Origin of the sequence: Bifidobacterium polysaccharolyticum, assembly GCF_016101585.1 — a bacterium.
Lineage (GTDB): Bacteria > Actinomycetota > Actinomycetes > Actinomycetales > Bifidobacteriaceae > Bombiscardovia > Bombiscardovia polysaccharolytica.
In genome coordinates this window covers 154,670-168,917 of the sequence record NZ_JACFQG010000004.1, presented here as the reverse complement: position 1 = coordinate 168,917, position 14,248 = coordinate 154,670, and the positions used below count along the sequence as shown (strand labels likewise).

Annotated in this window: 11 protein-coding genes; 5 read left to right on the top strand and 6 right to left on the bottom strand. The window is 61.2% G+C overall.

Annotation, left to right across the window (positions count from 1 at the left end; genetic code table 11):
• Window positions 1–23: 23 nt before the first annotated feature.
• From purF to purT, 4 genes are all read right to left on the bottom strand, one after another.
• A complete protein-coding gene (gene purF / locus H3T90_RS07590; protein WP_198230125.1) occupies window positions 24–1,529 on the bottom strand; it encodes an amidophosphoribosyltransferase in 1,506 nt (501 codons plus the stop codon).
• A 17-nt stretch (window positions 1,530–1,546) separates the two neighbouring features.
• The gene (locus tag H3T90_RS07585; RefSeq protein ID WP_198230124.1) at window positions 1,547–5,326 is read right to left on the bottom strand and encodes a phosphoribosylformylglycinamidine synthase; all 3,780 of its coding nucleotides are present in this window, start codon (window positions 5,324–5,326) and stop codon (window positions 1,547–1,549) included.
• Between the two features lie 79 nt (window positions 5,327–5,405).
• Window positions 5,406–6,158, bottom strand: a complete 753-nt coding sequence (purC, locus tag H3T90_RS07580; RefSeq protein WP_198191017.1) for a phosphoribosylaminoimidazolesuccinocarboxamide synthase — start codon at window positions 6,156–6,158, stop codon at window positions 5,406–5,408.
• Between the two features lie 77 nt (window positions 6,159–6,235).
• Window positions 6,236–7,543 carry a formate-dependent phosphoribosylglycinamide formyltransferase gene (purT, locus tag H3T90_RS07575; RefSeq protein ID WP_198230123.1) on the bottom strand — a complete coding sequence of 436 codons (1,308 nt, stop codon included), beginning with the start codon at window positions 7,541–7,543 and terminating at the stop codon, window positions 6,236–6,238.
• Between the two features lie 135 nt (window positions 7,544–7,678).
• Between purT and H3T90_RS07570 the strand changes: the two genes are divergently transcribed.
• The 5 genes from H3T90_RS07570 (at window position 7,679) to H3T90_RS07550 (ending at window position 12,475) form a co-directional block, all read left to right on the top strand.
• Entirely contained in the window at window positions 7,679–8,731 is a 1,053-nt protein-coding gene (locus H3T90_RS07570) for a methionine ABC transporter ATP-binding protein (RefSeq protein ID WP_198230122.1), read from the top strand.
• On the top strand, window positions 8,728–9,408 hold the full coding sequence (locus tag H3T90_RS07565) for a methionine ABC transporter permease (protein ID WP_045935580.1): 681 nt from the start codon (window positions 8,728–8,730) through the stop codon (window positions 9,406–9,408). The genes H3T90_RS07570 and H3T90_RS07565 overlap by 4 nt, the downstream gene beginning before the upstream one ends.
• A gap of 25 nt (window positions 9,409–9,433) precedes the next feature.
• Complete coding sequence (locus H3T90_RS07560) at window positions 9,434–10,315, top strand: MetQ/NlpA family ABC transporter substrate-binding protein (RefSeq protein WP_198230121.1); 882 nt, start codon at window positions 9,434–9,436, stop codon at window positions 10,313–10,315.
• Between the two features lie 33 nt (window positions 10,316–10,348).
• The gene (locus tag H3T90_RS07555; protein ID WP_015022162.1) at window positions 10,349–11,212 is read left to right on the top strand and encodes a MetQ/NlpA family ABC transporter substrate-binding protein; all 864 of its coding nucleotides are present in this window, start codon (window positions 10,349–10,351) and stop codon (window positions 11,210–11,212) included.
• Window positions 11,213–11,302: 90 nt separating this feature from the next.
• Window positions 11,303–12,475, top strand: coding sequence for a glycosyltransferase (locus tag H3T90_RS07550; protein ID WP_198230120.1), 1,173 nt, complete (start codon window positions 11,303–11,305; stop codon window positions 12,473–12,475).
• A gap of 12 nt (window positions 12,476–12,487) precedes the next feature.
• Here H3T90_RS07550 and H3T90_RS07545 read toward each other — a convergent pair whose 3' ends face one another.
• Window positions 12,488–13,264 (bottom strand): ABC transporter permease, encoded by a 777-nt coding sequence (locus tag H3T90_RS07545; RefSeq protein WP_198208297.1) that lies wholly within the window; start codon window positions 13,262–13,264, stop codon window positions 12,488–12,490.
• Window positions 13,261–14,190 (bottom strand): ABC transporter ATP-binding protein, encoded by a 930-nt coding sequence (locus tag H3T90_RS07540; RefSeq protein ID WP_198230119.1) that lies wholly within the window; start codon window positions 14,188–14,190, stop codon window positions 13,261–13,263. Before H3T90_RS07540 ends, H3T90_RS07545 begins: the two co-directional genes overlap by 4 nt.
• Window positions 14,191–14,248: the final 58 nt, after the last annotated feature.

The window sequence follows — 14,248 nt, the reverse complement described above, 5'->3', positions numbered from 1 at the left end:
CCTGTTCTGCTCTTCGCTAATGCTCATTGGTCTGTTTTCTGCCCCGACCCTGCAGGCATGTCAAGTCCGTAGGATCCCTTGGAGGCCTCCAGCCGGGCCCGGTCCTCTGGGGTCAACGAGGCCAGGAAACCCTGCTCATAGTCGTCAAGTCGCGTGGGATAATCACCGTTGAAGTAGGCTACGCAAAGGCCCTGGTAGGGTGCGTCACGGCCCAGACCGATGGAATCCACCAGACCGTCCAGACTCAGATAGGCCAGGGAGTCGGCCCCGATGGCTTCCCTGATTTGCACCACGGACTTCTTGGCGGCGATCAGTTCGGAGGTCCGTTGGATGTCGATGCCGTAGTAGCAGGGATACCGCAGGGGCGGGGAGGCGATGCGCATGTGCACCTCGCTCGCCCCGGCCTCCCGGAGCAGACGGACGATTCTGCGCGAGGTGGTGCCCCGAACTATGGAATCGTCGATGACCACCACCCGCTTGCCGGATACGACGCCTCGTACAGCGGCCAGTTTCATCCTGACACCCTGTTCGCGCATGGCCTGGCTGGGCTGGATGAAGGTGCGTGCCACATACTGGTTCTTGATCAGCCCCATCTCGTTGGGCAGTCCGGCCGCCTCGGCATAACCTGAGGCTGCGGACAAGGAGGAATTGGGCACTCCGATGACCATATCGGCGTCCACCGGGGCTTCGCGGGCCAGCCTGGCACCCATCCGCTTGCGGGCCGAGTGGACGTTGACCCCATAAATATTGGAGTCGGGTCTGGCGAAGTAGATGAATTCCATGGAACAGATGGACAGGCAGGTCTGATCGGTATAGCGCTCGATGCTGTAACCCGAGTCGTCCACTCGGACGATTTCGCCGGGGCCGATGTCACGCACCAGCGTGGCGCCGACCAAATCCAGTGCGCAGGTTTCCGAGGCCAGGACGTAGGCTCCTCCTGGCAACTGGCCCAACGAGAGAGGACGGAACCCGTTGGGATCCATGGCTCCGATCATGGCATCCTCGGTCATGAGCAGGTAGGCGAAGCCGCCATGGACCTGGCGCAAGGCCTGTTTGAGCGCTGCCATGAAGTCCTTTTCAGGACTTCGCCGGATCAGGTGCATGAGCACCTCGGTGTCGGAGTTGGAGTGGAAGATGGCCCCTTGATTCTCCAACTCCGCCTTGAGGCTGTCGCAGTTGGTCAGGTTGCCGTTGTGTGCCAGGGCTATGTCCCCGTCATGAAAGCGGAAGACGAAGGGCTGGATGTTCTCGATGGACCCTGAGCCGGTCGTGGCGTAGCGGACATGGCCGATGGCCCGGTCTCCGGTCAGCGGCGTCAGGCTGGACTCGTCCGGGAAGACCTGAGTCAGCAGGCCCAGGCCCCGCCGTCCGATCAGATGCCCCTGGTCGTTGGAAACGATGCCGGCACCCTCCTGGCCGCGGTGCTGCAGGGCATGCAGGCCGAAGTAGGTCAGCCGGGCGGCATCGGGGTGGCCCCAGACTCCGAAGATACCGCACTCCTCGTGAATGCCTTCAAGCTCCAACGACATGGTCTATGTCCTTTCCCCTAGGCGGCAAAGTAGTCCACTCCCGACTGGAAGAGCGGCTGCGGGTGGCCTCCGGGCACGTTGAGATACAGGTCGGGGCCGCTGCGTTCCGTGTGGCCCATCTTGCCCAGCACCCGGCCGTCCGGACTGGTGATGGCCTCGACGGCCATGTCGGATCCATTGGGGTTGACCAGCGGGTCCATGGAGGGACGGCCCTGCTCGTCTACATACTGGGCGGCCACCTGCCCCCGGTCGATCAGGGTACGCAGGAGGCCAGGCTCGGCCACGAACCGCCCTTCGCCATGGCTGATGGGCATGGTGTGGATGTCGCCCACCCGGCAGGCGCTCAGCCAAGGGGAGCGTGTGGAGCTGATCCGAGTATGGACAAGACGGCTCTGATGGCGGCCGATGGTGTTGGCGGTCAGGGTGGGATCTTCGGGCGACCCAGTGACGATTTTGCCATAAGGGACCAGACCCAGCTTGATCAGCGCCTGGAAGCCGTTGCAGACGCCCAGAACCAGCCCGTCCCGGTCCTGCAAAAGCTCTTGGAGGGCATCGGCGACCTGGTCCGAACGCAGGAAGGATGCCACCAGTTTGGCCGAACCATCGGGCTCGTCGCCACCGGAGAAGCCTCCGGGTAGCATCAGTATCTGGCTGCTGCGGATGGCCTGGGCCAGGCGGCGGGAACTTTCGGTTACGTCCTCGGCGTTCAGGTTGCGGATGACCACGGTCTCCACCTGGGCTCCAGCGTCCCGGAAGGCCCGTGCAGAGTCGAACTCGCAGTTGGTGCCGGGGAAGACGGGCATAACCACCTTGGGTCGGGCGGTCTTGGCAGTCCCTTTGGTTCTACGCGTTACTGGCCTGCCATGCTCACGGTCGGTGCGGCCGATGGTCGGCACCGGGTCGCCTTGACCTCGGTATGGGAAGATGGATTCCAGACCCCTGGCACGGATTTCCTCAAGCTCAGCCAGGTCCAGACCCTCACTGCCACAGCGGAGGCGGTAATCCTCCCGTGTGCGCCCCAGCAGCTGCAAATGCAGACCGGAATCCTGAATGAACAGGGGCTCTGGGCCTGAGGTCTCCAGGATGAAGCTCCCATAGGCAGGACGGAAGAGCGCAGATATGGCAGTGTTTGATGCCAGATTCAGCCCGATTCTGTTGCCCAGGCACATCTCCATCAATGACTGGGCGATGCATCCGTAGCCCGGAGTGGCTGCAGCATCCACCAGGCCCTGGCTGATCAGCGCCTCCACCTGGTCCATGACGGCCCTCAGACTCTCCGGATCGGGCAGCAATCCGTCCTCCTGATATTCGGGCGTCAAAAGGTAGACCTGCCGGTTCGGGGCCTTGAACTCGGGAGAGACCGCATCCTTGGCTCGCCCCAGTGCCACGGCAAAGCTGATCAGGGTGGGAGGCACGTCCAGGTCCTCGAAGCTGCCGGACATGGAGTCCTTGCCGCCTATGGCACCCACGGAAAGATCCAGCTGGGCCTGGAGGGCTCCCAGGACGCCAGCCACCGGCAGACCCCAGCGCCGGGGGTCGGCGCCGGGCTTGGGGTAGTACTCCTGCAGGCTCAGGTGGGCCCGGGAACGGCTGAAGCCGCTGGCCACCAGCTTGGCCAGGCTCTCGACCACGGCCAGGTAGGCGCCGGTGTAGGGATCCTTGCTGCTGATCCAGGGGTTGAATCCCCAGGCCATTGCCGAGGCGGTGGTGGTGTGTCCATCCACCGGCAGCTTGGCCACCATGGCCTGGGCCGGAGTCAGCTGTCGGGCTCCGCCGAAGGGCATGAGGACAGTGCCTGCGCCGATGGTGGAGTCGAACTGCTCGGCCAGACCCTGCTGGGAGCAGACGTTGATGTCAGCAAGTAGGGCCCTCATGCGCGCGTCCAGGCTGCCTTGGACCTCGAATGGGGCATGGTAGGGAGCAGGAACCGTTACCTGGGCATCGGCCTCGTGAGGGGCGCCGTTGGAAGCCAGGAAGGATCGGGGGATGTCCACGATGGTCTCTGATCGCCAAGTCATCCGCAGTCGGGGTTCTTCGGTGACCTCGGCGATGACGGTGGCCTCGAGGTCCTCCTGCCGGGCGTAGTCGATGAAGGCGGGCGCGTCTTCGGCAGCCAGGGCCACGGCCATGCGCTCCTGGCTCTCGGAGATGGCGATTTCGGTTCCATCCAGCCCCTTGTACTTGAGCGGCACCCGGTCCAGGTCCACGTTCAGTCCGTCGGCAAGCTCGCCTACGGCCACGGCGACGCCGCCGGCTCCGAAGTCGTTGCAGCGTTCAATCAGCCTGGCTGCCTCCGGGCGGCGGAAGAGGCGCTGAAGCTTGCGCTCTTCAGGGGCATCGCCCTTCTGCACCTCGGCCCCGCAACGTTCCAGGCTCTCTTCGTTCTGGGACTTGGATGCTCCGGTGGCACCGCCGATACCATCACGGCCGGTTCTTCCGCCCACCAGGATGATCAGATCGCCGGGTGCAGGCCGACGGCGGATCACATGGTCGGCCGGGGTGGCTGCCACCACTGCGCCCACCTCCATCCGCTTGGCTGCATAGCCGGGGTGGTAGATCTCCCGAACCTGTCCGGTGGCCAGCCCGATCTGGTTGCCATAGGAGGAGTAGCCATCGGCCGCCTGACGGACGATTCGGCTCTGGGGCAGCTTGCCCGGCAGAGTCTGATCCAGGGGCTGACGGGGATCCGCTGCCCCGCTGACCCTCATGGCCTGGTAGACGTAACCTCTTCCGGAAAGAGGATCGCGGATGGCTCCGCCGATGCAGGTGGCGGCACCGCCGAAAGGCTCGATCTCGGTGGGGTGATTATGCGTTTCATTTTTGAAGAGGAAGAGCCAGTCCTGATCCTGGCCGTCCACGTCGACCTTGGTCCGGATAGTGCAGGCGTTGACCTCTTCGGACTGGTCCACGTCGTTCAGGATGCCTCGCTTCTGCAGGTACTTGGCTCCGATGGTGGCCATGTCCATCAGGCATTCCGGCCGGTCCTGGCGGCCCAGCTCTTCGCGGATTGCCCGGTAACGTTCCAGTGTGGCGCGGGCTCGGGGATTGTCCGCCTTAATTCGCTCCAGCTTGGTATTGAAGGTGGTGTGCCGGCAGTGGTCGGACCAGTAGGTGTCGATCACTTTGAGCTCGGTCAGCGTGGGGTCTCGCTTTTCCTGACGGTAGTGGTCCTGGCAGAAGCGGACATCCGGCAGATCCATGGCCAGATCCAGCTTGTCGATCAGCGCTTTGAGTTCAGGATCGGCCAAATCGCGAAATCCGTCCAACACGGGCACTGGATCAGGATCCTCGTCAGGCATGGCCAGGGTCTTGGGCTGCTCCAGCCCCACCACCCGTGAGTCGACCGGATTGACCAGGTAATTGCGGACGGCTTTGATCTGCTCGGCATCCAAATCGCCTTGTAGCAGGTAGACGGTGGCCGTGGCAACCAGGGGGCGGGCGCCCTGGCCGACCAGCTGAACACATTGGGCTGCGGAATCGGCTCGCTGATCGAACTGACCAGGCAGGGGGGCCACGGCGAAGAGCATGGGGGAGTCCAGTGGCGGCAGGTCCTCGTCACCCTTCATGCGCAGGGCCTGCTCCAGTCGGGTGGCCACCAGGTCGGTCTGGGGCTGGGCGAAGACCGTGGGCAGGCAACGTTTGAAGAGGTCTTCGTCGATTCCCTCCAGATCGTAACGATTGATTATGCGCAGGCCGGTCAGCCCTTGCACGCCCGGCAGGGTGCGAAGCTGTTCGGCAAGCCTATCGGCGGCCTGGTCAAAGCCCCGCTTTTTCTCGGTATAGACACGGAAGAGCACAATGGATCCTTTCGCGATGGACTGGTTGGGGACCAATGAAAAACCCGGAGGCGATATGCTCGCTTCCGGGTCGACCGATTCAGCTGTTCGATTGGCTTTCGCGCTCCTCCAATTCGGTAAGCCCATCCAGAATGGTTTGATAAGCCGGAATGATGCTGCCCAGGTCCCTACGGAAGATGTCCTTGTCCAAGTGGGTGACATGGCCGTCATGATTGTTGCCAATCGCCCAGAGCCTGCAGGTGTCGGGGGTGATCTCGTCGCCGAGAAGGATGATGCCCGAACTGGTCTTGCCCATTTCGATCTTGAAGTCCACCAGCTCCACGTTGATGGCGCGGAAGATGCCGGTCAGCGCCCCGTTGATCTCCCGGGTCTTAGCGGCGATGATGTCCAGATCCTGCTCAGTGGCCAATCCCAGGGCCAGAATGTCGTCCCTGTTGATAAATGGATCATCCAGAGGATCGGACTTGTAGAAGAATTCCAGCACAGGCTGCTTCAAGGCGGTGCCTTCCGCAACCCCGTACCGTTGGGCGAAGGACCCTGCAGCCCGGTTGCGCATGACAATCTCCAGGGGGAACATGTCCAGCCGACGGTTGAGCTGTTCGGTGTCGGAGATGCTGCGTACGAAGTGGCTGGGTATGCCCCGGCGGGCCAACAGGGAGAATATCACCGTGGTGATCCTGTTGTTCAGTCTGGCCTTGCCTTCGATATTGGCCTTCTTGGCCCCGTTCCCCGCGGTGGCCTGGTCAGTGTACTCAACCCAGAGTATGTCTGGATCATCCGTCTCGTACAGTTTCTTGGCTTTGCCTTGATAGCGCATTCCCAACTTTTCCACTGTTCGCCTTCCTCGAGTTTGTTGCGAATTGGAAACTTCTGCACTGCTTGGGACACGACCACCATAGCAAGCCCGGGTTACATCCCCGCGCCCACCCGGGGTTTCAGATCGTTGACCACAGCTTCGGCACGTTCGGTGGCGGTCTGCAGGTCAGGACCCAGGGCCAGGACTACGCCCATGCGACGCTGACCATGCACTTCCGGCTTGGAGAAGATGCGCAGATCAGTGCCTGGGTGATCCAGGGCCTGCGGCAAACCTTGGAAGCTGACCGGTCCCTGGCCCTTGACCAGGATGGGACGGCTGACCGCGCATGTCCCCTCCGGCAGACTTAGGGACAGATCCTCCTGGTGGACTGGAACGCCCAGAATGGCCCTGGCGTGAAGATCGAACTCGGTCAGCCGCTGGGAGATCATGGTCACCATGCCGGTGTCGTGGGGGCGCGGCGCTACCTCGTTGAAGAGCAGCGAACCGTCGCGCAGAACAAAGATCTCCACTCCGTAAATACCCCATCCGGTCTCGCCACTCTGGCGGGCCAGGGAGGTCATGGCCTCAACCAGCCGGGTGGCCATGTTCCGGGCCTGCTGCAAGATCTCGGGATTGAGCTCCGCCGGTTGCCAGGAGAGCCGGTAGTCCCCGTCCTCCTGCCGTTGGCCTATGGGCGTGCAGGTGGCAACGCCGGCAGAGGAAGCCACGGTCAGAACGGTCAGCTCATGGGCCAGGGGGGCCAGAGCCTCCACGATGACCTCGGCTTTGCCCTGATGCTTGGTGGCTGCCCGGCCCTGGGTCAATGCCGAATTCCAGGCTTGCGGCAAGCCCTCCTTGCTCCGTACCAGGGTCTGTCCGTGGCCGGAGGAGCTCATCAGGGGTTTGACCATGCATGGGTAGCCCACCTGGTCCGCCGCGCTGGCCAGTTCTTCGGGGGAGTCGGCGAATCGGTAGGGGGTAGTAGGCAGGCCCACCTGCTCGTGGGCGAAGACGCGCAGAGCCCGGCGGTCCATGCACATGGCCGCCAGGGGGGCGGCAGGCACCACCTGGATGCCCCGGGCCGCGGCACCGACCAGGCGGTCTGTGGCAATGGCCTCCACTTCAGGCACGATCAAATCGGGCTGGACCTTGTCGATCAGGTCCTCCAGGGCCTGCGGATCGCTCATCTTCACCTGATAGCCGGCATGAGCCACCTGGGTGGCCGGTGCGCCGGGATATGAGTCCGCCGCACCCACCCAAGCTCCCAGCCGCATAAGGCTGATGGCAATCTCACGGCCGAGTTCGCCGGCCCCTAAGAGAAGGACTCGTGTGGGTCTTGGACCCAGAGGAGAGCCGAACGGTCGCTCCCCAGGATTGATAGTGTTGATAATCCGCTGCTGACCGGATGCGCTCATACCCATATTCTGCCACCGACCCGTAGACCAAGCAGGTGAATTATCGATACATGCCTATAAACGACATCTATGGAGGCCTGCTTGTCCACTGGCCGCCGGGACGATTACCATGTCATCCAGTCGACCAGGGAAGGCGGGAACGTGAGCGAGCGGACACCGGCGGTGCGGATGGAGCACCTGACCAAGACCTATCACAGCGACGACGACGAAGACAAGACGGCACTGGCCGATATCGATCTGACCGTCGAGACTGGGGACATTTTTGGCATCATCGGACTGAGCGGGGCGGGCAAGTCCACCCTGGTCCGTTGCATCAACGGGCTGGAGGATTATGACTCGGGCAGTGTCAAAGTCCGTGGCCGCGAGGTCAAGGATCTGGCTCCGGCCGAGTTGAGGGACTTGAGGCGTCGTACGGGCATGATCTTCCAGCACTTCAACCTGATGCCCTCCAGGACGGTGGCTGACAATGTTGGCCTCCCTCTGCGGGGGAGTGGCCGTGACCGTGCGTCTCGACGGGCCCGGGTGTCTGAGCTTCTGGAATTGGTGGGACTGACCGAGCTGGCTGACCATTATCCCGCCGAGCTCTCCGGCGGCCAGCAGCAGCGGGTGGCCATCGCCCGAGCCCTGGCCAATGAGCCGGATATCCTGCTCAGCGATGAGGCCACCAGCGCACTGGACCCGACCACCACACGCTCCATCCTTCAGCTGCTGCATGATCTGCATGACCAGCTGGGCATCACTGTGGTCATGATCACCCACGAGATGTCGGTCATCAGGCAGATCTGCAACCGGGTGGCGGTCATCGATAAGGGCGTCATCGTGGAGCAGGGCAGGGTCTTCGACGTCTTTGCAGACCCCAAGGCCCAGCTGACCAAGTCCTTCGTTGCCACCACCTCCAACCTGGACAAGGTCAAGGATCTGATGGCCGCCGATTCGCCTCTGGTGGCCCTTGAACCCGGGCAGATCCTCATGCGCATGTCCTATGTCTCCAAGGAGGTCTCCGAGGCCCTGGTCTCCACCATCAGCCGTCGCTACAACCTGGACGTCAACATCATCTTCGGCGACATCGATGTGGTGGAGGGAGCGCCCCTGGGCGGACTGGTGGTCAGGATGGGCGGCGACCCTGAAAACATCCGCCAGGCCATGGAATACCTGCGCTCTCGCAACATCGGAATCGAGGTTCTCAAGTCATGACGTCCCTGCTTACCACCTGGTTCCCCAATGTCATGAGCCGGCTGCCGGAGTTCTTCAGCAGCATGGTTCAGACCCTGGTCATGGTCGGCGTCTCCGGGGTGATTTCCTTCCTGTTTGCTCTGGTCATCGGGGTGGGGCTGATCATCAGCCGACGTGACGGCATCCGCCACAACGGCCTGGTCTTCACCATCCTGGACAAACTGATCGACCTCTTCCGCTCCATCCCCTTCATCATTCTGGCTGCGGCCCTGGTGCCGGTGACCAGGATGCTCATGGGCACAGCCATCGGGCCCAAGGGGGCGATTTTCCCGCTGGTTGTAGGCATCACTCCCTTCTTCTCCCGGCAGATCGAGTCGGCCCTTGCTGGTCTGGACCCCGGGTATGTTGAGGCGGCGGAATCCATGGGCATGACCACCTGGCAGATCATCTGGCACGTCTACCTGCGTGAGGGCATCCCCTCAATCATCCGGGTGACCACCATCACCATCGTCAGCTTGGTGGGCGAGACCGCCACCGTGGGCATCGTGGGCGGCGGCGGTCTAGGTGACTTTGCCATCCGTCTGGGCTACCAGCGATCCATGAACGACGTGACCATCGCCACCATCATCGTGCTGGTCATCTTCATAGCCCTGATCGAACTGTTCGGCCGGCTTCTGGCCGAGGTCGTCGAACACTGAGCAACTGGGGAAAGGTCAGATTATCGTGGTCGGTCGTAGTCGCGTCGGCAAAAAGAACAGAGCCAAGATCCAGCTGGCGGCGCTCAGCCTGGTCATCGTCCTCCTGCTGGCGCTGGTGGTCGGTACCGATGTCCGTCTGAACCAGGTGGGTGCCGATGTCAAGGTCGTCAAGGTCGGCGTCATCGGCAGTTCGGACGATCAGATCTGGAAGGCTGTCCAGGCGGAGCTGGATCGGCGTGGCGAACACATCAGAATCGAACTCAAGCCTTTCCAGGACGCCATCTATGTCAACCAGGCCACAGCCAACCGCGAGGTGGACTTCAACGCCGCCCAGCATTACGCCTATCTGCAGGACGATGTGAAAACCAACCACTATCAACTGGCCGTGCTTGGCAATACCTATATCTCGCCCATGAACCTCTACTCGCAGCGTTATGCCAAGCCCTCGCAGTTCGAGGACGGCGACCGGGTGGCCATCCCCAACAATGCCACCAACATGGGCCGGGCACTGAAGGTCCTGGCCGATGCCAAGCTGATAGGTCTGCGCGACCCCAAGGCCACCAACCCGCTGCCCGAGGATGTGGTGGACAATCCCAAGCATCTGCACATCGAGCAGGTGGACCCGGCCGGTATCCTCAACCTGCTGCCCGACTACGCAGGTGGTGTCACCAATGCCAACTTTGTGGTCGATGCAGGTCGCAGCGTGCACGATGCCATCCACGAGGTTCCCTACGATTTGCAGAACCCGGCCAACAAGCCTTACATCAACATCATCGTCACCACCAAGGATCAGCGGGACAATCCTACTTACGCCGCAGTGGTGCGCGCCTATCATTCCAAGCCCGTAGCCGACACCATCGTCCGTGTCTACAAGGGCGCCTGCCTGCCGGCGTTCAAGGTTTCCTGATGCGATAGGTTCCAGCAATGAAGGAGGACGGATATGAGCACCAGAAGAACCAGGGCCAAGCGAGAGCTGGCGGCTGTCTCGGTCGTCATCCTGGTGGTCGCCGTCCTGATGGGCGTGGCCTATGTCAAGGTCAACCAGCCCGAACGTGGCCAGCGGGAGATCAGCATCGGCCTGGTGGGTGATGCCGATGAGGAAATCTGGAAGGCCGTTCAGCACGAACTGGACCAGCGCCGGGCAGGCATAAAAATCAAGCTCCGGTCCTTCCAATACGGGCGTTACGCCAATCAGGCGCTGGCCAATGGGGAGATCGACCTGAACGCCTTCCAGCACTACGCCTTTCTGGAGCAGGAGTCCAAGCAGCACGGGTATCGGTTTGCCGCCATCGGCGACACCTACATTTCACCGCTCAACCTTTACTCAAAGAAGTACCGGAGCGTTGACCAGATAGGGCATGGCGAGCGGCTGGCCATTCCCAGCGATCCCATCGACCTGGGCCGCTCCCTGAAGGTGCTTGCCAGCGCCGGGCTGATCGGCCTGCGAGACCCCAAGGCCACCACGCCGGTTCCCGAAGACATTGTCGACAACCCGCGTGGGCTGGTCCTGGACCAGGTCGACCCACCGGGAATCGTCAAGGTCCTGCCCGACTATGCGGCCGGCATCACCAACACCAATTTCATCCTGGATGCCGGCATGAAGATCCAGGATGCCATTTACCAGGTGCCCGGCGATCTCAAATCGCCAGCCAATCACCCCTATGTCAACATCATCGTGGCCAGGCAGGCCGACAAAAACGACCCCGCATACAAGGCTCTGGTCTCCGCCTACCACAGCCGATATGTGGCTGACGCCATCAACCGCTACTACCGTGGGGCAGCCGTCCCGGCCTTCTCCTACTAATAGTGACTGCAATTAGTGGGTGCAATCGGGTCGTCGCCCTGTCTTGGTCCGGCCCAAGGCTGCTACTGATGAACAGCGAAGGGAACGCTGATGAGGGATCATGATCGCCTGACGCTGGCCCTGGTCCTGGACTCCTTTGGCAACAGGGGCAACGGGACATCCAACTCCGCCATCCAATACGCCCAGGGCCTGGAGGCGCTGGGACATCGGGTCCGTCTGGTGGGGGTGGGATCGACCGACTATCCGGCACGGGTGCATCGCATTCCTCTGGTCTCCAGTGTGGCGGCCAGGCAGCAGATGAGCTTCGCTCGTGCTGATCCGGATCTCTTCCGAAGAGCCTTTGCCGGTGTGGATCTGGTTCATATTTACGAACCTTTCGCCTTCGGCCGCGCCGCCCTGTCCCAAGCTAGATCCATGGGCATACCGGTGACAGCCGGCTTTCACATTCAGCCTGAGAACATCACCTATTCCTCTGGCCCATTGCGCTACCTGCCCGGGGTGGATGCGGCCATTTACAGGCTGTTTCGGTTCTGGCTCTACGACCATGTCAGGCACATCCACGTTCCCACCCAGCTGACGGCCGACCTGCTGCGCTCGCATGGATACAAGGCCTGCCTGCACGTCATATCCAACGGGTACCAGCCCAGGTTCAACCCTGGTGACCGATATGAGCGGGACCGATACGAACGGCAGCGATCCGGTCGGCTGATCCAGGTTGTGGCCTCTGGCAGGCTGGCCCGGGAAAAGGACCATCTGACTTTGATCCGTGCCTTGGCTCTTTGCAAAAACAGACGCAGGATCCGTCTGACCATAGCTGGTACAGGACCCATGGAGCACCGACTGAAGGCAGAAGCCGCCCGGCAGCTGGACGGCATGCAGGTCTCTATTGGATTCCATCAGAACGCGACCATGCCCGATCTGCTCAGGCAGGCCGACCTGCTGGTTCATCCATCAATAGCGGATCTGGAATCGGTCAGCGTCCTGGAGGGGATGGCCTGCGGCGCAGTCCCGGTTATCGCCCGATCCATCCTGAGCGCCGCCGGTCATTTCGCCTTGACGCAGCATTCGCTCTTCCCGGTCGGCAAGGCTCAGGCGCTAGCTTCGCAAATCGACTGGTGGGTAGACCATCCTGATGCCCTTGCAGTCTGGTCTAGTCGCTATGCCGAACATACCAAGGAACATTACTCACTGGATGCCTCCGTCAGGGCCTTTGCCCATATGGCCGTGCAGGCCGTCAGCGATCAGGAGCCGGGCCGGGTATAGGCTTGACCTGGCTTAGATCTCCTGCCTGGATATGATCAGAGCCGATCCGAAGATGGCCACCAGGACCACGCCTGCGGATACTCCGGCGTAGATCCAGGCCTGATCGGCCTTCAGAGTGTTAAGGATGATCTGTTCGCCGAACCCGACGAAGTCGAGGTATTTCAGCCAGTTCAATTTAAAGGCATACTCCACGAGGCCGATCAGCATGGGCCATATCACGATCACCACCGCTGGGATGACCAGGGATTTGGTAAGGATCAAGAGGATAATGCCTAGGCTGATGATGACGGAGATGCAGAAGCTGACCGATAGGGTCATGACGGCCACATCCTTGCATAGGATGCCCCAACCGGCTCCAGGCTTCCTCCCTAGGGCCAGTCCGGTGATCAGGATGGTGATGAAGTAGCACAGGGTTAGGAGGATGATGTCGATCAGGATAGTCGCGTACTTGCCGAGGATGAACTGTATGCGCGAGATGCCCGATGTCAGCGTGTTCTTCAGAGTGTGCTGGCTGTATTCCGCACCAATGACAATGACGAAGACCGCGATGTAAAAGTAGATTAGAGACGAGGCGGAGGCGACACCTGCTTGCAGGCCTGTCCTAATGGTCCAGCTTTGCCCTGCGATTTCCGACAGTTTATGAGCGTATTCTTCGCCTCCGGTGGTGATTCCCATAGTGCTCTTGCGCCATGTGGTCACTATGCCGAGTGCCATAGTGGCAATGAGCAGAATCAGCATGCCGATGGAACGTCGCTGCCTGTAAAAGTCGGCCCTGATCTGGTTAATCATTGTTTCCTCGACTCTTGAGAATCCTTGTTGAGCAGATCTGTGAAATATTCCTCCAACGATCCCTTCTGCTGGCTGATTTGATTGACCAGGATGCCTTCCTGAACCAGAAGTCTGTTGATGGGGCCCGGCTCCAGGTTCTCCTGCCTGATCAGAATCTGATGGTCGTCAAGGACTTGGAAGGGGCCGATTCCCTGGCGATCCAGGAGCATGGCGGCCCTGGAGCTCTGGTCCACGTCGATCAAAAGTACATTTTGATTGATCCGGTCCAGTTCATCCTTGTTGACCTCCTTGATTAGGCGGCCGTGGCTGATGAATCCGAACCGGGAGGAGACCAGATAGAGTTCGCTCAGAATGTGACTGGAGATGAGAATGGTCGTCTGGCGTTCCTTGTTGAGCCTGTCCAGGAGTGTTCTGAATTCCATAATTCCTGCCGGGTCCAGGCCGTTGATGGGCTCGTCCAGAATCAGGAAATCAGGCCGTGTGAGGATGGCCATGGCCAACCCCAGGCGCTGACGCTGGCCAAGAGAGAGGTGACCGGCCCGAGTCTTGGCCTTCTCGCGCAGACCAACGAAGTCGATGGTCTGATCGATGGCCTTGTCGTCGGCCAGCCCGTGCTGGATGGCTGTCAGCTTCATATTCTGGCTGACGGTCAGTTTTTTGAAGGCGGCCGGAGCCTCAATGATCGAGCCTATTCTGCTTAGTATCCGGCTGTCCTTGCCAATTGTGTGCCCCATCAGCCTTATGGTTCCCTCCTGGATGGGGGAGAGCCCGGTGATCAGACGCATAAGAGTGGTTTTGCCGGCGCCGTTCTCACCAATCAGCCCGTAGACCTCGCCCTTGTTTATGGAAAGGCTGACATCGTCCAGTGCCTGAAAGCGTCCGAACCGTTTGCTGGCATGGCTGATATCCAGAATGGTATCGTCCATGGGGTTCCTTTCTCTATGTCGCTATCAGAGAATCTAAAGTGCCTTTCTTAATTGCATG